The 23,563-nt window shown below is 29.5% G+C and carries 20 protein-coding genes and 1 pseudogene; 3 read left to right on the top strand and 18 right to left on the bottom strand.

Annotated features, from left to right (window positions below; all coding sequences use genetic code 11):
* Positions 1 to 36: 36 nt before the first annotated feature.
* From D4Z93_RS11645 to D4Z93_RS11695, 10 genes are all read right to left on the bottom strand, one after another.
* Positions 37 to 2,139, bottom strand: a complete 2,103-nt coding sequence (locus D4Z93_RS11645; RefSeq protein WP_119973719.1) for a leucine-rich repeat domain-containing protein — start codon at positions 2,137 to 2,139, stop codon at positions 37 to 39.
* A 20-nt stretch (positions 2,140 to 2,159) separates the two neighbouring features.
* Positions 2,160 to 5,045: a YhgE/Pip domain-containing protein gene (locus tag D4Z93_RS11650; protein ID WP_119973721.1), complete on the bottom strand. Its 2,886-nt coding sequence runs from the start codon at positions 5,043 to 5,045 to the stop codon at positions 2,160 to 2,162.
* 201 nt (positions 5,046 to 5,246) lie between these two features.
* Entirely contained in the window at positions 5,247 to 5,609 is a 363-nt protein-coding gene (locus tag D4Z93_RS11655) for a hypothetical protein (RefSeq protein WP_119973722.1), read from the bottom strand.
* Between the two features lie 266 nt (positions 5,610 to 5,875).
* Positions 5,876 to 6,463, bottom strand: coding sequence for a type II toxin-antitoxin system PemK/MazF family toxin (locus D4Z93_RS11660; RefSeq protein ID WP_119974337.1), 588 nt, complete (start codon positions 6,461 to 6,463; stop codon positions 5,876 to 5,878).
* Positions 6,464 to 6,576: 113 nt separating this feature from the next.
* Entirely contained in the window at positions 6,577 to 7,662 is a 1,086-nt protein-coding gene (locus D4Z93_RS11665; protein ID WP_119973724.1) for a GerAB/ArcD/ProY family transporter, read from the bottom strand.
* 279 nt (positions 7,663 to 7,941) lie between these two features.
* Entirely contained in the window at positions 7,942 to 9,099 is a 1,158-nt protein-coding gene (locus tag D4Z93_RS11675) for a Ger(x)C family spore germination protein (RefSeq protein WP_119973727.1), read from the bottom strand.
* A 20-nt stretch (positions 9,100 to 9,119) separates the two neighbouring features.
* The gene (locus tag D4Z93_RS11680; RefSeq protein ID WP_119973729.1) at positions 9,120 to 10,718 is read right to left on the bottom strand and encodes a spore germination protein; all 1,599 of its coding nucleotides are present in this window, start codon (positions 10,716 to 10,718) and stop codon (positions 9,120 to 9,122) included.
* A 20-nt stretch (positions 10,719 to 10,738) separates the two neighbouring features.
* Positions 10,739 to 10,960, bottom strand: a complete 222-nt coding sequence (locus D4Z93_RS11685) for a hypothetical protein (protein ID WP_119973731.1) — start codon at positions 10,958 to 10,960, stop codon at positions 10,739 to 10,741.
* Positions 10,961 to 10,986: 26 nt separating this feature from the next.
* Positions 10,987 to 12,072, bottom strand: coding sequence for a GerAB/ArcD/ProY family transporter (locus D4Z93_RS11690; RefSeq protein ID WP_119973732.1), 1,086 nt, complete (start codon positions 12,070 to 12,072; stop codon positions 10,987 to 10,989).
* Between the two features lie 366 nt (positions 12,073 to 12,438).
* Entirely contained in the window at positions 12,439 to 13,419 is a 981-nt protein-coding gene (locus tag D4Z93_RS11695) for a type I phosphomannose isomerase catalytic subunit (RefSeq protein ID WP_119973734.1), read from the bottom strand.
* A 396-nt stretch (positions 13,420 to 13,815) separates the two neighbouring features.
* Here D4Z93_RS11695 and D4Z93_RS11700 point away from each other — a divergent pair, with 396 nt between their 5' ends.
* From D4Z93_RS11700 to D4Z93_RS11710, 3 genes and pseudogenes are all read left to right on the top strand, one after another.
* On the top strand, positions 13,816 to 15,108 hold the full coding sequence (locus D4Z93_RS11700; protein ID WP_119973736.1) for an ATP-binding protein: 1,293 nt from the start codon (positions 13,816 to 13,818) through the stop codon (positions 15,106 to 15,108).
* Between the two features lie 800 nt (positions 15,109 to 15,908).
* A pseudogene (locus D4Z93_RS13535) lies at positions 15,909 to 16,010 on the top strand (flavodoxin); the annotation flags it as partial.
* 86 nt (positions 16,011 to 16,096) lie between these two features.
* Positions 16,097 to 16,831 carry a MerR family transcriptional regulator gene (locus D4Z93_RS11710; RefSeq protein WP_119973737.1) on the top strand — a complete coding sequence of 245 codons (735 nt, stop codon included), beginning with the start codon at positions 16,097 to 16,099 and terminating at the stop codon, positions 16,829 to 16,831.
* A gap of 194 nt (positions 16,832 to 17,025) precedes the next feature.
* On the opposite strand, the gene D4Z93_RS13245 is transcribed toward D4Z93_RS11710, so the two are convergent.
* From D4Z93_RS13245 to D4Z93_RS11745, 8 genes are all read right to left on the bottom strand, one after another.
* Complete coding sequence (locus D4Z93_RS13245) at positions 17,026 to 17,166, bottom strand: hypothetical protein (protein WP_162920303.1); 141 nt, start codon at positions 17,164 to 17,166, stop codon at positions 17,026 to 17,028.
* Between the two features lie 87 nt (positions 17,167 to 17,253).
* Entirely contained in the window at positions 17,254 to 17,466 is a 213-nt protein-coding gene (locus D4Z93_RS11715; RefSeq protein ID WP_243106008.1) for a PadR family transcriptional regulator, read from the bottom strand.
* A gap of 443 nt (positions 17,467 to 17,909) precedes the next feature.
* Positions 17,910 to 19,145 carry a serine hydroxymethyltransferase gene (glyA, locus tag D4Z93_RS11720; RefSeq protein WP_119973740.1) on the bottom strand — a complete coding sequence of 412 codons (1,236 nt, stop codon included), beginning with the start codon at positions 19,143 to 19,145 and terminating at the stop codon, positions 17,910 to 17,912.
* Between the two features lie 240 nt (positions 19,146 to 19,385).
* Positions 19,386 to 19,523 carry a hypothetical protein gene (locus D4Z93_RS11725; RefSeq protein WP_243105944.1) on the bottom strand — a complete coding sequence of 46 codons (138 nt, stop codon included), beginning with the start codon at positions 19,521 to 19,523 and terminating at the stop codon, positions 19,386 to 19,388.
* Positions 19,524 to 19,571: 48 nt separating this feature from the next.
* A complete protein-coding gene (locus D4Z93_RS13660; RefSeq protein ID WP_341466789.1) occupies positions 19,572 to 19,742 on the bottom strand; it encodes a type II toxin-antitoxin system Phd/YefM family antitoxin in 171 nt (56 codons plus the stop codon).
* A gap of 332 nt (positions 19,743 to 20,074) precedes the next feature.
* Positions 20,075 to 21,238, bottom strand: coding sequence for an iron-containing alcohol dehydrogenase (locus D4Z93_RS11735; protein ID WP_119974339.1), 1,164 nt, complete (start codon positions 21,236 to 21,238; stop codon positions 20,075 to 20,077).
* 43 nt (positions 21,239 to 21,281) lie between these two features.
* Positions 21,282 to 22,595 carry a hemolysin family protein gene (locus D4Z93_RS11740; protein WP_119974341.1) on the bottom strand — a complete coding sequence of 438 codons (1,314 nt, stop codon included), beginning with the start codon at positions 22,593 to 22,595 and terminating at the stop codon, positions 21,282 to 21,284.
* Positions 22,596 to 22,618: 23 nt separating this feature from the next.
* Positions 22,619 to 23,533, bottom strand: coding sequence for a ketopantoate reductase family protein (locus tag D4Z93_RS11745; RefSeq protein WP_341466771.1), 915 nt, complete (start codon positions 23,531 to 23,533; stop codon positions 22,619 to 22,621).
* Between the last annotated feature and the right edge of the window lie 30 nt (positions 23,534 to 23,563).

The raw sequence follows: 23,563 nt of genomic DNA on the forward strand, positions 1-23,563 counted from the left end.
TAAATAAAGTTATTATTATAGAGTAGATGTTATAAATTATTTTGTAACATCTATTTCCTTAGGAAGCGAATTTATAATATATTTTGGTACATCTGTATTTGTAAGTGTCAAATCCTTAAGATTAGGTAAGGAATTTATAACACTTATATCAGATACACTATTATCTCCTATATCTAATGTGTTCAAATTCTGAAGGTCTTTTACAGGTGATATATCTGAGATATTATTATTTCCAAGATATAATACCTCAAGTTCGGGCATATTTTTAACTGCATCGATATTAGTTATGTTATTTTTGTCAAGATAAAGCTTCTTCATGTTCTTCATGTCATTAAGTTTACTTATATCTCTTATATTATTTTGATACAAATATAAATTTTCAAGTGATGTTACTGCATTTATGTCGTCTATCTTGCTTATATTATTTTCCATAAGGCTTAAAGTCTCAATATCTGTCAAGTTTTTAAGTGCAGCAATATTATCTATCTTATTTTGATCTGCATGGATTTCTTTGAGCTTAACTAAGTTTTCCAGACCATCCAAATCTGTAAGATCATTCTGATCTGCAGTAAGCCATACCAAATTTGAGGCATTTTCAAGTGGCTTAAGTGTAGTTATATTATTTTTATTAATAGATAGTCTCTCAAGATCAGGCATATTTTTAACCACATCTATTGTTGAAATATTATTTTCATTAAAGGTCAGTGTCTTTATCTTTTGAAGACTTTCAAGTGATGATACATCCTTTATATGATTTTTTCCTAAGTCTAAACTTTCAAGGTCAGTCATATCTGATAAATCATCAACATCTGTAATATTATTGTCATTTAAGTTTAAGGTTTGAAGTTTAGTCAAATCTTTAAGTGCAGAAATATCTGATAGCTTTGAACTCGATATTTGGAGGCTATTCAAATTTGTAAGATCTTCAAGTGGATCTATATTATCTAAATCAGCTTTATAAATATATAATTTTTCTAAATTTGTAAGATTACTTAAAGGTGTTAAATCTTTTAGTTTATTTCCTCCTAAATTAAGCGATTTCAAATCCGTTAAATTTTCTATTCCAGAAATATCAGTTATATTTTTATTAAATAAATCAAGATCGTCTATATATTCAACATCAGCATACATTAGATCACCAGATAGTTTATCTATTTTCTGCCTTATAGCATTTTCCAAATTTTTATCTTTAAACACTACAGGAGTATTGGCATGCTGGACAACGTAATTCAATTTGCCAATATCTGTAGTTGCCTGTCCCTGATATTTTATCCATTTCAAATTTATCATATTCTTTAAATCCTTGATATCTTCCACATTATTTTTATCAAGATTTATCCTTTCAAGTTGTCCCATTCTAAGTAATGGTCTTATATTAGTTATTTTATTGTCATCTAGATAAACCTTTTTTAAATTATCCAAAAATACCAGCCATCCTATATCTGATATCTTATTTTTGCTCAAATATAAACTTTGTAAACTCTCTATGCTGCCAATATCTTGTATATTCTCTATACCATTGTTAGTAAGAGTCAATGTTTTTAAATTACGGAGATTACTGATAGGTCTTAAATCCGTAACCTCATTATTTCCTAAATCAAGTTCTTTAAGGTTATATAAACTAGATAAAGAACTTATATCATTAATTTTATTATCCGATAAAGATACCTTCCGTAAAGATGTCAAACTAGAAAGCACTGATATATTTGAAATTTTATTCTTATAAAAATTTATTTTTCTTAAGTTCGTACACCCTTCAAGAGGGCTTAAATCTTCTATATTATTAAAACCAGCATCTAAGTTCTCAAGTGAAGTCAATTTCTGTATTCCTTCTAAATTATTTATATTTTTATTTGTAAGATCAAGGTTAATTATACTCTCCACATCAGTTTTATATATTGGAGCACTCGGTTTGTTTATCTTCTCCCTTACAGCCTGTTCCAAATTTCTATCACTAAATGTAATCTCCTTCTCGTTAGTATTATTACTTGAGTATTCCACTTCAGAAGTATTAGTTATCTGTTTTGCACATACTTTGCCAGGTGTAGGATAAAATACATTAGAAGAAACCATAGCCAATGCCAAAACAAAAGAAAGTCTTTTTTTATTCATTCTATTCTGCTGATTAAAATTCAGCATTTCACCTCTCTTCTTAAGATTTATTTTATTTTCTTTATTATCATCTTCATCTGAATTTTTAATCCTTGAGCCGCTACTTCCTCAGCTCCATCTACCTTATCTATATTATTTTTAACTATTTCCGTTGATTGCATTTTAACCATCTGTGCACTCGCACTAAATTTTATCTTATCTGCGTATGGCTTTAAAATCATAGTTAAAATTAATGCACCAGCGGTCATTGATAAAAGAACTACTGTATCATATATTAGGACGCTTTTATCTATACCAGAGTTTATTTCTCTTAAAGCTGATATAGAATATGTAAATGGCAAGAATGGCTCAAGCATATCAAAAAATTCAGGTTCAAGTCCCGTAGGAAAGGTACCATTACATGAGGTAAGTTGTAATAATAATAACACTATCGCTCCTATCCTTCCAGCATCCTCAAGTAAGAACACAAAACACTCTATTATTGCTATAAATACAAATGACAAGAATATGTTATAACCAAAATACATATGTATATTTGAAGGTTTAAGTCCAAGCTTCAAAACCGCTATACTTATAAGAACAGCCTGAATTATACCAACCATACAATATACTAGATATTTACCAACAACTAAATTCGGGATTTTAAATATCCTTCCCTTATTAGTTTTATCATTTACTACAAAGAATAAAAGTAATGCTCCTACCCAAAGTGCTAACGAAACAAAGTATGGTTCAAGTCCTTCTCCATATGTAGACACATTATATAGTGGTTTATCTCTTAAGTTTATAGGATCTGACATAAATTTTCCCATATCTTTTCCACTAGCAGCTAAATTATCAGAAAGCTTTGATGCACCATCTTTAAGCGACGTATTCAATTGAGATACTCCCTCGTAAAGTTTATTTGCGCCATCAGATAAATCTGGCATTTTATCATTCAAAGATTTAAGTCCATCTCTTAATGTTATGGATCCATCATGTAATTTAAGAACACCATCTGATAAATCATTAGATCCATCATATAACTCTTGAATTCCTTCCACTAAATCAGGTATTTTATCATTTAATTCTTTAAGCTTATCTGTCAGTGTACCTGATCCTTGACAAATTTTAAATAAGCCATCAGATAAGTCTCTTGCTCCGCCTGAAAGTGTATCAATGCCATTACTTAATTCCGGAATTGTATCTTTAAATTGATCTATACCGACATTTAAATTTCTAGAACCATCATATAAAGTATCTATACCATCTTGAAGATCTTCTGTATTATTATATAAGTCATTTAATCCACTATGTAATTTTTTAGAACCATCATATAAAGTATTAAGCCCATTTACTAATGTACCAATACCACCAGTAGCTTGTCCTAATGCATTTGATAAAGATGATGTCCCCTGATATAATGCAAGTGTCTGTTCAAGTGTAGCCAATTGTTGATCTAAGTTTGACATTACTGCAGCCATTTGCTGCAGCTGGGTCTTTGTTTGAGAATCCGAACTTGCAGCTGCCATGGCATTCAAATCTGATGCTAATTTAGTAAGTTGTGAATTAGAATTACCTACATTAAGATTACTTAATATAGAGTAAACTTTTGAAAGCTTACTATTCATCTGAGACTTATCATCAGTATTTTTAATATCCTTGATTTCTTGTGACAAACTAACTAACTGACTTAAAGCTTGACCATCCTGCTGCGGTAACTTTGAAACATCAAATGAAGAGTTATCCATACTACTATCAATACCATTAGATAGTTCAGTAAGTTTTGGCATAAGTGAATTAAGTATTTGTGCATTTAACTTGTCACTTCCATTTTTTATTGCAGGGAGTCCACTATCTTGCTTTACATTACCTTGAGCATCTTCTGTATAAAGCTTACTTGCTCCATCTATTGCACTCTGAAGACCATTTTCAAGATCTGAAGAACCATCCCTTAGTTTTTCGACTCCGTCAACCATATCAGGCATATTGTCATTAACTTCCTCAAGACCTTCTTTAAGTACTGTTGAACCATCATAAAGACTATTTACTCCATCGGTTAAATCTGGTATTTGGTCATTCAAAGCTAGAACTCCATCTCTTAAAGTTTTACTCCCATCTGAAGCATCTCCTATTTTCTTAGTCAAAGTAGAAGACCCATCATAAAGTTTATTTGCTCCATCTTGAAGATCAGGCATTTTACTGTTTAAAGTACCCATACTCTCATGCAATTTATTGGCTCCATCCGAAGCATCATCTAATTTATCACTTAATGTAGAAGACCCATCGTATAATTTGTTTATTCCATTTGTCATAGTTGGCACTTTATCTTTTAAATCAGATACACCATCTCTTAATTGTGATGTTCCATCAGCCGCTGATTCCATGCCATCTCTTACTGTAAATAAACTATCAAATGTTTTACCAGTAGATCTCTGTATTATTCCTTCGGTTATTTCGTCTTTTAATGCTGTAGATGCCTTGTCCATTATTATTCCTACAATATAATTTTTTTTCTTGTTACATGTGAATATAAGCTTTGGTTTTTCTAACTTACCCTTTTCGGCATCTGTAAGTCTTTTTGAAAAGTCATTTGGGACAACAACTATTGCATAATATTTACCACTTTTAAGTCCTGCATTTGCTTCCCTCTCACTCTTTATAAACTTCCAGCCAAGATCATGATTGTTTTTAAGTTTTTCAATCACATCATCTCCATAATTAACCTTACTCTTTATGCTACTATCATTTTCATCACTTACAAATCCTCCTTTATCCAAATTTACTACAGCAACTGGAAGTGTGTCCGTTTTGCTATAAGGATCCCAAAATGCAGCTAAATAAAGTCCACCATATACAAGCGGCATAGCAGTCATAACTATAATGGCTAACATTATAAATTTATTATGAATTATATTTCTTATATCATCTCTTAATACCTTAAAAAAGTTCATTACCTAATCTCTCCTGAAATTGATAAAATTTAAATTTATGAAAAATATTAATAATACTGACTGGTCAGTTTTATTAAACAACTTTTTTCACATTATGTCAATGAGTTAATCAATTTTTATCGCTATGTTTAAGCAAATTATATAAGAATATAAAAAAATGTCTGTACCAGAATATTTATATATTCTTATACAGACATTTTTTTATTTACTTATATTCACAACATTTTTATTGTTTTGGACAGCCTGAACATTTATCTTCAAGTCTTTATAGTATTTCTTTAGATCATCAGCATACTTATTAGCAAGTGCCTCTGCATCCTTTTTGCTAACGTCCTTCTTTAGAACTATAGCAGCCACTGCTGTCTTATTTTGTACATAGACTTGTCCATTGGAAACACCTTTTTCCTTCTTCAAACTTTGTGTTAATTTAGCATCCTGGACTACCTTCTTAGGATCTTTATTAGGCTGAACCTGACTGCTCTTACCAAAAGAACATCCTGCTAAAGAAGCAAGCATAGCTGCTGTAACAAAAAACAACACTAACTTTTTTAATGCTCGTCTCATAACTAAATACCTCTCTTTTCAAATTTGCTATAAACATTTTACTACAATAGATGTTTAAGGTCAAAGTATTAACCCCTGGCAATATCTAACTATATGCAAAATAAAAAGACTGGTAATATACCAATCCTTTAAGTATGTTATATAATCTCCTGGCCTATGCCAAGTATGAAATCAAACTAATATGTGATAGAATCTCCTAATCATCACTAGGTATGTAAACACACTTATTTATGATACCACTAATTCACTATTTAATCAATATAAATTTATAATTTTAGGGACACTTTTAATTTTGAATTCAGAATATTTTCCACAAAGTCACTTTTTAAAGTAGCTACATGCCTGCCAAGCCGTACTTTTGATACAACTTTAATTTGTTCACATAGCACTGTACCAGTAACTTTACTTTTTTCACCTTCTACTAAAGTATAGTCGCTATCTCTAAGTTCAATATGTGTAGCTATCTTTTTAGGTCTATTTGATATTGGTACTACTATTGTAGTTGGACCCTTTTCATTTCCAGTATCATTTTGAACTACTATAACTGGTCTTATTTTATTTTCTTCAGATCCAATATTTTTTCCTAATTGACATGTCCAAATTTCTCCCCTTTTAGGAATCCTAAAAATACTTTTTGAAGAATTATCACTAATATGTATCTTATCATTTGCCCAATGTGCATATTCATATATCTCTTTTAAATCATATGCTCTTTTCTTTAAATTATGAATTTTTTTATTATCTTCAATTTTTTTAGTATTTAATTTTATATATTCATTTAAAAGCTCTTCTATTGTTTTTTTAGTATTTACTATATATTTCTTTAATTGGTCTGAATTCATATCCCTAATCATAATAATACTCAAAATATCCCTCCTTCCGCGCATTTTACTAATATTATATCATATTTGTATATACTTCCAATATAACAAGTGGATTAAATATATATTCCATAATAATTTTACTTCTATACCGATAATCTTCTAAAATACAATATAATTAAAGATATAATAGGAATTACAACTATAAAAAGCAAACTAAACACAGGGTATATATTTAACGTATAATATCCAAAATCCTTTGTAGACGAAATCATAAAGAAAGCCTGTATTATAGAAACTATTCCAACTGGAACAACTATTCCCTTATATGATTTTAACTTAAATACTTGAGCTATGCTTAGAACTGTAGCATGGTATGTTACACATATCTTTACAAACACATCAAAGAATAAAATCAGTGCAACTAAAATTTCATTTCTTGTCATAACTTCACCTATTTCTAAATCTTTAGCCACCTGATAACTCTGAAACTTTTGTATCTGACCAATATTTCCAAGGACAGCTGTATTCCTTACAACAACAGCAACAAGAAAAATAACACCTATAGTATATCCTATGAAACTATATTTTTTAATTTTATCAGCATTTTTTACATATGGAAAAATTGTCATGCAAGAAATCAATTCTCCAAAAGGTATAGCTATCATTAAATTTATACTTTTAACGAGATCATGAAAATTAATTTGAAATATCGGCAAAAAATTTCTAATGCTGGTATCTTTTATTGTAAATACTATTAAAAGTGGAACTTCAACAAGAGTTAAAATTACTATAATCGGTGTAATTCTTGCTATAACTTCTATGCCCTTTTTAATTGCATAAATAGCTACAAATGCAATTCCACATATAAAAATCATTATATTCGTCTTATCAAACATATATGTTTTAAAAAAATCAGCCATATATCCAAAATTTGCAAATGTTATAAACCCAAAAAAATTAATATAAAGTAATGAAACAATTTTACCAATATATTTACCATATATAATATCATTTATTTCAATAATAGTATTTCCATAAAATTTAACTTCCATATATGTGTATTCTAAAAACAATGGTACCATCAAAACAGCACTTATTATCACAATAATCCACATATCTTGTTTAGCAGTTTCAGCCGCAAATGACACCGTGAGTGCTGATCCTTGAAATAATCCTATAATTATAAACATTAATTGTAAATTTGATATAGTACTGTTTTTTACTTTCATGGTCAGTGTTCTCCTATAAAAATACTAATATTTATTTCACTTATAATTCAAATGTAATAAATTTTTCACAAAATAATTAATAATAAATGATGGATTTAAAATCTGAATATCAAAAATACATGCTATTAACAAAATCAATGCAAAAAACAGTATTAGAAAAAAGACAATTATTTCACGTAAGCATCCTTTTTTAATGACTTTAATTGTATCTACAACTATCAATATTACAATTAATATTATACATATAAACATGATTAATCCTCTCTATGAACATTCCTTCTAAATGATTGATTTTGTTATTCTTCCACTCCTCTCTATATTTGACTTTACCTCCACATTGACTTCGATATTTCTAAACCTTTGCTTCCAATTATTTTCTATTTTATTCCATGATTTGGGATGATACATATATATATTGTCTCCGAATCCAAATATATCTGCACCAATCTCCTTTCCTTTATTTATTGCTGACATAATCTCTTTTTTTATTAAGTCCTCCTGCATATTTTCAAAATTTTTGATATTTTCGGGGTCAGATGTATCTTCAGAAGATGTATTTTCCACTATATCCCCTGTTTCATCTATTTTCATATCTATATATACATCATCTCCATTAACTTTTGATACTATTTTACTTTTTACATGCTTCAATTCTATACTTAGTTTTCCACTTTTATTTGGAATAGATATAACACTAACTGTACCACTAATTCTTCCTGTTCCCCATAAAAATCCTGCAGTCTCCCTGCTATTTAAAGTGCCTATCATTTTATTATTCTTATCAAACACAGCTATACCAGATAATCCAAGTTCTGGCTTAACATTTTTTTTAGTAATTTTAATTATAGGTGCTACTGGCGATGTTGTTTTACTCATTATTTTTTGTGAAAACTCTTTCAAATCCACATAAGGTACCTCTGATATATTTTTCTGATTTCTAATAAGTTCTCCTATATTTCTTCCTGTAGTAGACTCAATATTTGGATTTACATTAAGTATCTCAGATGCACTTCTATCTGAAATAACAATCCACTCTGAAAGACGTGTTTCTCTATTCCTCATAAAAAAATCAACATATTTACCTATTCCATCTTCAGCTACATCTTTACCAAATATTATAATTTGATTATGTGGGAAAAAAAGTGTTCTATTCAATTCCCTATTTATATATTTGATAGTTTCCGAAATAGTATTTCCTTCCCCCTTAAGGTTTAAAAACCTATTATTCTGATATGTAACTCCTGACATATCTGAAGGCATATTTATTCCAATAACTTTGGCTATTTGAACTGTTGTATCAATACTTTTAAATTTATTTCCCTTATCAATTCCAACTCCCATGACAATAGCCAATTTATTTAATTCTCTAGCATCCCAACATGAGGTTAAACTTAATGAAATCATTATTAATATAATAATTTTCACATATTTTTTCATTAAATTTACCTCCACTTATCTTAATTATCATCCTCATCATTAACTTTTGATGGCTGTGGTTTTAAATTTTCACCCTGTCGTACAATATTTTTCACCCCCATATTATGCGGCCTTTTTTTCATTTTCCATATAAACGTTCTAACAAATGAATCCTTAATATCATCTTTTTCAATCGGTGCAAATGGTGAAAAATAGGGTGTTCCAAATGATCTTAATGATACAATATGAATAAGTGTAACAAGTAATCCTATTCCGACACCAAATACCCCCAGAGTACCTGCCAGTATAAGTAATAGAATTCTAAGAATAGATTCTGCATCAGTAAAAACTGGTACGGCAAAACTTGATACACCAGTAAGTGCGACAATTATAACTAATATTCCTCCTACTAATCCTGCTGATACTGCTGACTGCCCTATTACAAGTGCACCAACTATACTAACAGCCTGACCTACAGGACGTGGTAACCTTACTCCGGCTTCTCTTAAAATTTCAAATGTTATTAACATCAGACCGACCTCTAATATCGCCGGAAATGGGACTCCCTCACGTCCGGAGGCTATAGTAAACAATAAAGTTGTAGGTATAAGTTCCTGATGAAAGGTTGATAACATGACATATACTGCAGGTAATAAAATGGTTATCATAAAGCATATAAACCTAAGCGTTCTTATAACATTTGAATAATATGGTCTTGAATAATAATCTTCCGCACTTTGAAATCCTTCAATAAATAACATTGGTACTGTTAAAATAAATGGAGTTCCATTAACTAAAATTCCAACTCTACCTTCTAATATCTTAGCTGCTGCAGTATCTGGTTTTTCAGAATTACCAACGGTCGGAAATACTGAGTATGGAGCATCTTCTATAAACTGTTCAATATATCCAGATTCCAAAATAGCATCAGTATTTATTCTCTTTAATCTTTTGCATACTTCCTCTACAAGCTTTGGATTTGCAATATTTTTCAAATAAACAATACATATGCTGGTTCTAGTCTGTTTTCCTATATTCATTGTTTTAAAAATTAAATTTGGATTTCGTATTCTACTTCTTAAAAGTGATATATTTATTGATATACTTTCAGAAAATCCATCTCTTGGTCCTCTAACAGTTGCCTCCGTTTTTGCTTCTTCAACTTTTCTGCCTTTGTAATCTTTGGAATCAATTATAAGTCCTTCATTAAATCCATCAATAATAAGTACCGTATTGCCACAAAGGCAAGAATCTATTATTTCATTTATAGAATGTGTTTTTTTAATTTCTGCTGCAGAAATAATACAATTTTTTATTACATCTATATTATCCAATTTCATTTCTTCACATTTAAAGTTCCTATATTCAAGTAATTCTGAAACAATATTTATTATTTCAGATTTTTTGATTATATCCCCTAAAAATATCATAACAGCATTTATTTTATTGTCTTTATCAAATGATATTTGACGATATACTACATCATCACTACTGCCGAGTATATTCTTTATAATATTTACATTTTTATCCATATCATCTAAAAGTTTAGTTTCGCTAGTATTATCCTCTTTTTCATCATCAATTATTCCCGAATCCTTAAAACCAAAATATTTTAATTTTTTGTATATATAACTAAACATACTTTTTTCCTCTTATCAATTTATAAATTATGTTTTACCAGCTTTATCAGTTTCATCAGCTTTTTTTTAAAAATATCTGAAAAATTTCTATCGATATATTTTATTCTAAAAACAAATAATAAAAATTGAGTAAATGTAAATGATACTATTATAATCAAGTATATCCATGAAACTATACTAAAAACTGTTGGGAAAACTCCTCTTCCCTTAAAAATATTCCTTAAAACCTGAAAAATTTCCACAAAAAAGCCTCTTTTTCAAATAAGTTTTATAGTCTTATCCTTTTCTTTTTTACATAATACAATATAAGCATGATTATCGGAATTATATTAGTATATATAATTTCAAAATATAAAGCGTCAAATGGTACCATCCATTTGTGATAAATATAATTTTTTTCGAAATTCAAAGAAAATATAATTAAAAATATATCAAATATAATAAGTATAGATTTGTATTTCTGAGTCTTAAAAAGACTCTTTAAAATTAAGATAATTGCATTTAAATAAATTGACATTTTAAAAAAACCACCAAATAGAATAACTAATATTGCTATAATATCGATATTTGTTATTATACCTCCTATATTTATAAGCTTTATACTTTCTATAAAAGGTATAGTTGAAACGTACGTATACTTACATCCCAGAGCACTTATATTTACAATGGATGATATTATGATTAAAATACCGGATATAAGAACTGCCTTCATTGAAATTTTTCTTATATCCTCCTTTTTATCAACATAGCACCAATACATGAAAAATATAAATATTTCTCCAAATGGAAACATAACTATACCCGGTACTGCTTTAAGCATCGGTAAAATCCCGCTAGATGCTACTGGTAATAAATTTCTAAAATCCAGCTTTTTAGATAAAATTAATAAAATATAACTTATTAAAATAAAAAATATCATAATAGGAACCACTATTTCAGATGCTCGCGCCAATACCTCAGTTCCCTTAAATAAAGCATATGTAGATGTAAGCAAAAATAAGATGAGAATTATATAAAATGGAGTTTTAGGAAGTGATGTTATTATTAAAAGTTCCCCGAATTCCCTAAGACTTCTCGCTACTGACCACAAACAATCACATACATAAAATATTACTAGTGGTATCCCTAATATTTTTCCAAATAGCACCATAATTATTTCGACAAGATTTTTACCTGAAAATGCGTTTTGTAATTTAGTATAAATCCAAACAAAACATAATCCAATCAGCAATGCAATTAATGTAACAATCCATGCATCCTGCTCTACTTCTATTCCGAGTGCAAAAAGTGTTGTGCTTCCTATTTCAAATATCAACATTAATGTAAAAAGTTGATGGCCACTCAATCGTATCATTATAAACTTCCTTTTAAAGGTTAATAATTTATTTATAGTATGACCAAGTATATTTTTAATATGTATTTCGAAGAATTTAAATTTAATATAGGGTTTGTAATTCCAAGCTTAAGTTATACGTAAGCTGACATTTCTAAAATGTAGGCACATTAAAAAATTTTTTAGTAAGTTTTAGCGAAGTATTTTCGAAAATCTTAGTGGATTTTATATGTTTGAGCCTGCGAGTTTATAAAATCTGCTTAGATTTTTATAAATACGAACTTAGACTTACTAGAAATTTTTTAAGTGACGAATTTTGGGAATGTCAGCTGGAGTATAACTTAAGCTTTCATTTATAAACCCTATAATTTAGCATATAAATTAACATTATTCTTCTATTTTACTCAATATATCTTTTTCAACTTTATCAATATCCGGAACATAACTTTTTAGTAATTTCATCCTTCCATAAAATCCGTATTTTCCAAGTGATGCTGGTATAAGAATACTTTCGCCCTTTAAAATTTTTTCTTCTCCATTAAAATATACAATTTTCCCATTTCCATCTACACAAGTAAATATATAAAACCTTTGAAAATCACTATTTTCTGAGCAGAAATTATTTATATCATATAATTCAAGCGAAAATTCTTTTGATAAGCAAAGATATGTTTTTATATATCCATCCATTTCTATATTTATTCCAATTTTTCTTTGCCCATTTAACTTAAAATCTATAACATCAATTGATTTATCTATATCAAGTTTTCTTCCTCTGTCATAATCATATACTCTATAGGTGATGTCACTATTTTGCTGTATCTCAGCTATTATAACTCCACCACATATCGAATGAACTGTTCCACTTTTTATAAAGTATACATCGCCTTTTTTTACAGGAAATTTATTTAAATACATCTCAACATCTGCATCTTTTACAGCTTTTTTAAATTCACATTTAGTGTTTATATTCTTAGTTCCAACAACTAAACTTGCTCCATCAAATGCTTCTACTATATACCACGCTTCGCTTTTTCCAGATTCACTTTCAACCCTATTAGCATATTCATCATTTGGATGAACCTGAACTGATAACTTATCAGATGCATCTATTAATTTTACAAGAAGCGGAAATTTATCCTTTCTGATTTTACTCCCAATCAGCATGCTCCCCTGCTCCTCTATCAACTTATCTAATCTATATCCCTTAAAATCTCCATTTAAAACCACACTCATATCATTTTCACGGCAGCATACATCCCAGCTTTCGCCTATTTTACCATCAGGAAGATTATTTCTAAATATTTTAAAATTCCTTCCTCCCCATATTTTATTGTGATATATATTTTCAAACTTCAATGGATACATATCCTATACCTCCTCATAGTAAAGAATATGTTTTATAATTTTAATAAATGTCACCATATCTCGAATCTATAGTGATTACTTCTATATAGGGTTTGTAATTCTAAGCTTAACTTATGCGCAGGCCGGGATTTCTAAAATTTAGGCACATTAAAAAATTTTGTAGTAAGTGTTAGCGATGTGTCCTTAAAAATCTAAGCAGATTTTATATGTCTGAGCAAAGCGAGTTTATAAAATCTGCTTAGATTTTTTTAAGCGCAAGCTTACACTTACTAGAAATTTTTTACGTGACGTATTTTGGAAATCCCGGCCTGCACATAAGTTAAGCTTTCAGTTACAAATCCTATAACATGTGATATAATGAAAAATAATTTTATACTAAGAAATGGGGGCTATTTTATGACAGAAAAAAAATACTACAAAGAATTATATTTAAATTTAGAGGGGCTTACTATATACAGAGAACTTTTGAAAGATCCTGTTATTAGCAATTTAAATCTTCTTTTTAAAGAACTTTCAAAAACTAATCCCAACATAGATGAAATATTTAAATTATATTTCACACTACAAAATAAATTGCTGGAAGATTCAGAAGCCTTTGGTTTTAGTGGCAACCTATTAAAATCTTATGTAATAGACTTTCTTATAAAGGACAAAAACTTTTTCACATTAACATGTGAAAAAATAGGTTCGAGTATAAAAGAAAATCTATACAATATCGCCTTGAATGATATTAAAATCATATATTTTTTAATAAATTTCAACCTAGATTCTATAGGTTCATTAATAAATTATCCTTGTAATTTCTTTAACAATTACTCTCCAAGTAATAAAATCAATAAAATAAAACACTTTGAGGCTTATAAAGATAATATTTTAAATGCTGATTCCAGTAAAAAATTTTTAGATTCATTAATAGAATATTACTTTCATGTAGGATGCGGAGAACTTTCAGATTGTATTGCATTCAAGTGGGATAATCCTAAAGGTTTGATTGGGGTAAAAAACTTTAATAAAATAACACTAGATGATATAGTTGGTTATGAATATCAAAAAAAAATATTAGTAAAAAATACATTCGACTTTATATCTGGTAATACCGCTAATAATGTACTTTTAATTGGTTCTGCCGGTACCGGGAAATCTTCCTCGGTTAAAGCACTATTGAACAAATTTTATGATAAAGGCCTTAGATTAGTACAAATATCAAAAGAACAGTTATTGTGTTTATCAAGCTTGCTAAATGAATTAAAAAACAGAGGTAAATACTTTATAATATTCATCGATGATTTATCTTTTGAAGAATTTGAAACAGATTATAAAGAAATGAAATCTGTTCTAGACGGTGGAATTGAAGAAATACCTGACAATATTCTAATATATGCTACCTCAAACAGACGGCACTTAATAAAGGAAACCTGGAATGACAGAACTGCTGATGAGGAAATACATATATCAGATTCTGTGAATGAAAAACTGTCATTATCCGAACGCTTTGGAATTGTTTTAACATATACTAATCCAGATAAAGAACATTATTTAGCAATAGTAAAATCGCTTGCAAAAAAACAGAATATAAAAATGGATGAAGATACATTAAACCTTGAGGCTTCAAGATGGGAACTTAAAACTCATGGACGTTCCGGAAGAACTGCCAAACAATTTATAAATTATATTTCTTCTTCAAATTAACGGCATTTTAATGCGTAAGCTGCATATATTGCGTATTAAGCATTGATCATAGATATATGGTTATAAGGACAAACTCAACTCACATCGCAGAGGTATACTCACAAACTTTGGCACCCTAAAAAAGTTTTAACATCTCTAAGCTCGCCTTTTAAAAATTTAAGCAGATTATATAAACTCGCTTTGCTCAAACATATATAATCTACTAAAATTTTTCTAAAAGGCTTCGCTAAGAGATGTAAAAAACTTTTTAGATGTGCCTTCAGTTTCCAAGTATACCTCTGTGGTATGAGTTGAGTTTGTCCTTATAAGTTATATACTTAAATCAATAAATGCTTTATATACTAATAAAAGTATATAAATAATTATATAACTTATGTAAACTTGATAAATATGATTTCTCCTTTAAGGTTTTATGGCGATAGCCATATTGATTTATACTATAATTGCAGTTTTAGACATCTGTTAAGATAACTAAAAAAGTCTGAATAACCTGTAATTCAGATAGTATATTCAGAACCTTAAGATCTTTTTGGGCATAAAAGATATTTAACTTAAATTTTAGATAAATGAAATGATTCCAGGACGGTTAGTCCTATTGAATTATTTAAATTTAAATGTGAATTTTACTATATACCCGGGAAGTTAATGTCATAATAATTAAATTAGTACAGTCATTACTATGACTTAAAGAAGGAAGACTGTAAGCCTTCAAACCCGTTAGGGTGCTCTGTTCTTCTTGTAAAGGGCAGGTTATTTTAATTTTAGGTAGGTTTAAAATTTTAGATAAAAAGTTTAGCGGAGGATACTGCCCTAAACTATTGCTTGGGAATGAACCAATAAACAAATATGAATATATTTTTGTAGGAACACCTAATTGGTTCAGGTCTTTTGCACCACCGATATGGAAGTTATATATTTTCTCAACATAGGAAAAAACACTTGACTCCAACCTTAGGTAAGACCTTAAACTAAATAACGAGGTGAGAATATGACTTATACAGTTCAAGAAGTTGCTAATTTATCTGGCACAACGGTTAAAACACTCTATCATTATCAGAAAGTGGGTTTGCTTTTTCCACATATGATAGGAGAAAATGGCTATCGCTATTATACAGATAAGGAGTTAATACGATTACAACAAATATTGTTTTACCGTGAATTGGACTTTTCTTTGGAACAAATTAAAATGGCCTTAGAAAATGAACCAAATCAACTAAAATGTTTAAAAAAGCAAAAATCTCTACTTAGTACGCGTAAAGAAAGATTATCTGCTATTTTAAACACTTTAGATGAAGCAATTTCTCATGCTCAGAAAGGAGTTCCTATGAATACGGAGAAAATGTTTACAGGTTTGAACAAAGCAGAATGGGGAGATGCCCTTAAAGATCAAAATGAACACTTGCAGAAAGAATATGGGTTTTCTCTTGATACCGCCGCTATCAGTGCAGACACAATGAATGAAAATGCACAGGAAGCTATTCAATTTATGTCTTTTATGGCGAAGTCGCTCAAAGAAAATGTAAGCGTCAATGATAGAACAGTAATTACGGCAATTCATAAACACATTGAGTTTTTGAACATTAATGCAAAGGGCTTTGCCAAACAATCACACTTCTTTCTTACCGACAATTTCCACCGCAGTATGCTGGAACAGCAACAAGTAGGATTAAGTTATTATCTCTACATTGCCGCAGACAAATATGCAGAGAGCAATAATAATTAAGGATAGCATTAGTCGCTGAAACCATTGAAAAAAACGTGATTATAGAAATCAGTATATCCTATGTAAACGGCAGTTTTGATTATTACAAAACTGCCTGTTAATTTTCTACAATAAAAGTTAACAACCTGTATATTAGAAAAGTGTATATATTCAAATGGGATAATTCCATTAACCGTTATAACTTAAAATTTGTGTTATAAGCTAACCTTCTTAACATTTGATATAAACTTCCTTATACCAAAATACATTATCAAAAGTCCACCAACAGTTAATAGTACTACATTAAATATAAGCGAATAGGAAATCATGGCAATTACTCCATCCATAACACCCATTTTTTTAACTCCTGATTTTTCATTCTTAAGATCTGATAAAATTTTTAATTGAACTTACTGCAAATGTGATCTACATACAGGTCGATCTTATTCATCAACGCTACCCCCTAAAAAATGATCTAATAATTCCTTAAAAAGCAACCATTCCTGAACCCTTTTTTTGAAAAAATCCAAACCTTCCTGTGTAATCTTATAATAACGTCTTCTCCCGCCACCACTATTTTCATTATCATTCCAATATCCTTCCAGATAATTTCTTTTTTCTAGTCTTTTTAAATAATCCGGAGGAGTATCGTCCATGCCCGTCAAGTTAAGGAATCCAGTTTTTATTTTATGATATAATTTTTGAAGAGGGATAAAAGGAAAGGACATCATTGATATAACTTTTTAACATGCTGGGTTCTGTTATCGTATCAAACAATTTATTGTAAATATAATTAAAATTTTTACGTAGTGACAAGCTTAACTCATACGCAGAGGTATACTTAGAAACTGAAGGCACATCTAAAAAGTTTTTTACATCTCTTAGTGAAGCCTTTTGAAAAAATTTTAGTAGATTATATATGTTTGAGCAAAGCGAGTTTATATAATCTACTAAAATTTTTTCAAAAGGCTTCACTAAGAGATGTTAAAACTTTTTTAGGGTGCCAAAGTTTGTGAGTATACCTCTGTGTATGAGTTGAGTTTGTCCTTATAGCCTATATATTTAACAACAATGCTTAATACGCAATATATGCATATGATTAATCATATATTGGGTATTTTTTACACAATTCATTCACCTGTTGTTTTATGATGGATAAATCTTTATCCCTGTTCTCTATAACATAATTTATGAAATAAGCGATTTTCTTCATTTCCTCCTCTTTAAATCCCCTTGTAGTAACAGCTGGAGTCCCAATTCTCAATCCACTTGTTATAAATGGACTTAATGTTTCAAATGGTACGGTATTTTTATTTACTGTAATTCCAACGGAATCCAAAAGTTTTTCTGCATCTTTTCCAGTTATATTTTTATTAGTCAAATTAATCAATATAAGATGATTATCAGTTCCGCCACTTACTAATTTAAATCCATAATTAATCAATTCCTCTGCCAAGACCTTAGCATTTTTGAGAACTTGATCTATATAATCTTTATATTCATCTTTAAGAGCTTCACCAAAGCACACTGCCTTTCCAGCAATTACATGCATAAGTGGCCCACCTTGAATTCCGGGAAATACTGATTTATCTATTACTTTGGCATACTCTTTTTTACATAAGATAACTCCACCTCTTGGCCCTCTTAAAGTTTTATGCGTAGTAGTAGTCACAAAATCTGCATATGGAACTGGTGACATATGTTTACCTGCAGCTACTATCCCTGCTATGTGAGCCATGTCAACCATCATGTAGGCACCTACTTCATCACAAATTTGTCTTATTCTTTTAAAATCTATTTCACGCGGGTATGCACTCGCTCCAGACACTATCATTTTAGGTCTATGCTTAACTGCCAGATTTTTCATCTCATCATAATCTATAGTCTCAGTATTCTTATTTACGCCATAGTCTATAAAATTATATAGTTTTCCTGAAAAATTAACAGGACTTCCGTGTGTTAAATGCCCTCCGTGTGTCAAATTCATACCAAGTACTGTATCTCCTGGTTCTAGTACTGCTGCATAAACTGACATATTTGCCTGAGCTCCAGAATGAGGTTGTACATTAGCATGTTCTGCCCCAAATAGTTTTTTTACTCTATCCCTTGCTAAATTTTCAGCAATGTCAACTATATGACATCCTCCGTAATATCTCTTTCCCGGTAGTCCTTCTGCATACTTGTTAGTTAAAAATGACCCCATTGCTTCCATAACGGATTTACTTGTGAAATTTTCCGAAGCTATAAGTTCTATTCCATTTTCTTGTCTCATATGCTCCTTTTCCACAATATCAAAAATTTCTTTGTCCGTTTTTCTTAAGTCTTCAAAATCCATATTTTTGCCCCCTTTAAATTAAATATCAATGTAATACGTATGCGTGTATCAAACAAACCAAAGTAATGTGTATGCCTTGAAAACACTTAGCTTACACCGATTATATTTAAATAATTATAGTGTATTTTGTATAAATTTTCAATATCATTAAATATTTAGTTTGTATCAAGTTATAGTAGGCAATTTACTGTTTTATCAAACTATATATTAATAGTAAATAAAATTACTTTGAAATTATAATTAATAAATAGGTGAATTTTGATAAGGATTTTTAATTATAATTTTTATTAAATCCTTAGCCTTTTTATCTAAACCACAAGCCTCCAATTTTTTAGCATCTTTTACTGCTCTTTTAGTGAAAACTATTCTAAATTCCATCCTATATCCTCTAACGTTTTACAATCTTTAATAGGTTCCCCTTTACCTTCAAGTATACTTTTTTTTCATACCAGGTATAGAAACTATATTCAATGTTTCTTGTATAGATTTCCAATCCTCTAGACTAATCATTATAACATCACCATTTTTACTAGTTATTTGTACTGGCTCAGAATTTACTATAGTTTGATTAATAATATTATATATATATTTAAAAATATTTTATTTCTATTTTAATTTGCAATTATTTTTCAATAATATACCAATACTTTATTATATGGATATATTGTATAGGATTTGTAATTCCAAGTTTAAGTTATACGTAAGCTGACATTTCCAAAATACGGGCGCATTGAAAAATTTTTTGGTAAGTCTTAGTGAAGCACTTTTGAAAATCTTAGTAAATTTTATATGTTTGAGCCTGCGAGTTTATAAAATCTGCTTAGATTTTTATAAATACGAACTTAGACTTACTGGAAATTTTTTAGGTGACGAATTTTGGAAATGTCAGCTGGAGTATAACTTAAGTTTTCATTATAAACCCTATAATCTTAAAGAGCTGCTTTATAAATATTCAATACATCATCTTTATCTAATTTCCTTATTCCTCCGATTTTTCCGTATCTAACTGCACCTTGAGCCATTATCTCTAATCTATCTTCTCCTATTCCAACCTCAGTTAATTTAGAAGGTATACCCAGTAAATTAAAGAATTCCCTAGTTTTATCTATGGCCATATTCGCTATATCATATTTATCTTTGCTAGCGTCAATTTCCCAGACATTAATTCCATACTCCACAAACTTATCCACTGTACTCTCATCAAGTATGTATTTCATCCACACAGGTGTTAAGATTGCAAGCCCTACACCATGGGTTATATCATAAAATGCACTTAATTCATGTTCCATAGGATGAACACACCAATTTGCGTCCTTGCCGTAACTTGCTAAACCATCTATAGCCAGACTAGATGCCCACATTAAATTTGCTCTAGCTTCATAATCATCTGGTTTATCTAAAGCCTTTTTACCATAATTTATGCATGTTTTTAATATAGCTTCTGATATTTTATTTTGCAAGAAGGCAGAGTCAGGTTTACTGAAATAATCCTCAAATGTATGGCTCATTATATCTGCGGTTCCAGCTGCTGTTTGATTTTTAGGTACAGTAAATGTATATGTAGGATCTAATATTGAAAAAACTGGTGCCATATCTGGATGTCCTGTGCCAAGTTTTTCATTAGTGTCCATATTAGTTATAACTGCAAATGTATCCATCTCAGATCCAGTTGCCGCAATAGTTAAAACACTTGCAACAGGAAGCACCTTTTTTATTCTATATGGAGCCTTTACTATATTCCATGGATCCTTTTCATAATAAAAACCTGCTGCAACAACTTTGGAACAATCTATAGTACTTCCTCCACCAACAGCAAGAACAAGTTCTATGTTATTTTTCCTGCATATATCTATACCTTTTCTAACGGTTGTTATTCTAGGATTGGGTTCTACTCCGGAAAGTTCCCAAAAATCAATAGAATTATCCTTCAACAATTTGACAATGTTATCATATATACCATTTCTTTTTATACTTCCACCACCATATACAAGAAGAACCTTTGAACCATATCTTTTTATCTGCTCCGGAAGCACCTTTAATTTATTCTTTCCAAAAAATATCTTAGTTGGATTTGAATAGTTAAAATCCATCATACTATCACCCCATTTTATTAATTTAAAACACATATATATTATATCATTTAGACTGGTTTTTATTAACATTTATTTTATTTTCTATAAGTATTCTACTTACTCTCTTCCTATTGCATTTAAGCACAGTAAACTTATAATTTTTATATATTACTTCATCATTAACCTGCGGATACAATTTTAAATTAGAATATACCCAACCTCCTACTGTATCTATATTATCAGAATCAATATCTATATTTAAAAGTTCATTTATATCGTCTATACTGAGTTTTCCATCTACAATATATCCGTTGTCATCAGTTCTCACAATTTCGCTGGTTTCTTCATCAAACTCATCCTGTATATCACCAACTATCTCTTCCAAAATATCTTCTATAGTCACAAGTCCATAGGTACCTCCATATTCATCAATTACTATGGCAAGTTGTGATCTATCCTTTTGAAACATTTTAAATAGCTCGCTTATTGAAAGTGACTCAGGTACAAACTTTATATCACGAATAATCTTTTCAATATTTGTACTATTTCCTTCTATTTTCTGCCTGTAAAGATCTTTTATATGTATAAAACCAACTATATTATCTTTATTCCCCTTACATACTGGATATCTTGTAAGCTGCTCATGTAAAGTCTTTTCTATAATTTTGTCAAATGAATCCTCCATAAAAATACATGCCATATCAGTTCTAGGTATCATAACTTCTTTAACTGTTTTATCCGAAAAATCAAATATATTATCAACTAATGTTAGTTCAGTCTTATCTATTAATCCATGTTTATAACTTTCTTCAACTAATAATTTTATCTCATCATCTGTGTAAAAATCTTCGCCTTCATTAGTCTGAGATATTCCAAAAATCTTTACTACTATATTTGTACTACAATTAAATAACCACATTATTGGATATGTTATTCTATAAAATATAATTAACGGTAATGCTGTATAAATAGCTATCTTTTCTGTATTTATTATTGCAATCGACTTAGGAGACAATTCTCCAAGAACAATATGAAAAGTTGTTATAATTGCAAATCCCAAAACAAAAGAAATTGAATACGCAGAAACCCCGTTGATACCTAAAAATTTAAAGAACGGCATCACCGCATCAGAAACAGCTGGTTCACCAATCCAACCTAAACCAAGTGATGCTAAAGTTATACCAAGCTGACATGCCGATAGATATGAATTCAAATCATTTATAACTTTTAAGGTATGTTTCGCACCTTTACTACCCTCTAATACCAAGGTTTCTATTCTAGATTTTCTGACCTTTACCATTGAAAATTCTGTTGCAACAAAAAATCCATTCATAAATATAAGTAAAATGACAATAATAAAATTCATAAAATAAATCATACCCACTACCTTTCTTATAGTATTTAATTACTGACTTCCTCCATTGCCTTTATTATATCTAAAAAAACTCTATTTATAGGTGTATCTAAATCATAATTTTCCCCAAGTTTGCAAACAGTACCAGCAAATATATCGACTTCTGTTTTTCTGCCATATATTATATCCTGACACATTGATGTCCTACTATTAGGATTTATACTATCAAGTCTTTTATACCATTTATTCAAATCATCTTCATTTAAATTAACACCTGCTTTTTTAGAAAGCTCTATTACCTCAAACATTGCTTTATTCATAAGTTCCTTCGCATAACCAGATTTCTTAAAATCACCATAATTACTCTTTAATATGGCAGATACTTGATTTATTCCTACATTAACCATAAACTTCCACCAAAGTTCATGTATCATATCCAATGGAATATTATAATTAATTTTGCTCCTGTCAAAGAGCTCCTTGACAGCTTTTACATTTTCAGAGTATACATCATTTTTCTCTTCACCAAAATTTATATGGCACATATCTGAAAAATCAACTCTATTTCCATCACGGTTAGAATCTCCTATACATAAAGAATATATAATATTATCAGTTTTAAAATACTCACCTATTATTTTCTCACTTGTAATACCATTCAAAAGTGAAATAATAATTGTATTCTTTCCAATATGATTCTTTATATCACAAAGAGCCTGAGCCAATTGAGTTGATTTAACAGAAATAATAACTAAATCAGCTGGAGAGCACTTTTCTTCTGGATTTACATATGTAAAGTCATACCTTTTACCATTAATTACGAATCCATTCTTCTTATACCTCAAGCCTCTTTCACCGCCAGCTATGATTTTTATAATATTGGAGTTATAATCATACAATTTACTGTAGTAGGTACATCCTATTGCCCCTAAACCTATAGCAGATATACTATTTATACTCATAATTTCTAGCTCCTTTCGCAAGTTTAAAAT

This window comes from Clostridium fermenticellae (genome assembly GCF_003600355.1).
Lineage (GTDB): Bacteria > Bacillota > Clostridia > Clostridiales > Clostridiaceae > Clostridium_AV > Clostridium_AV fermenticellae.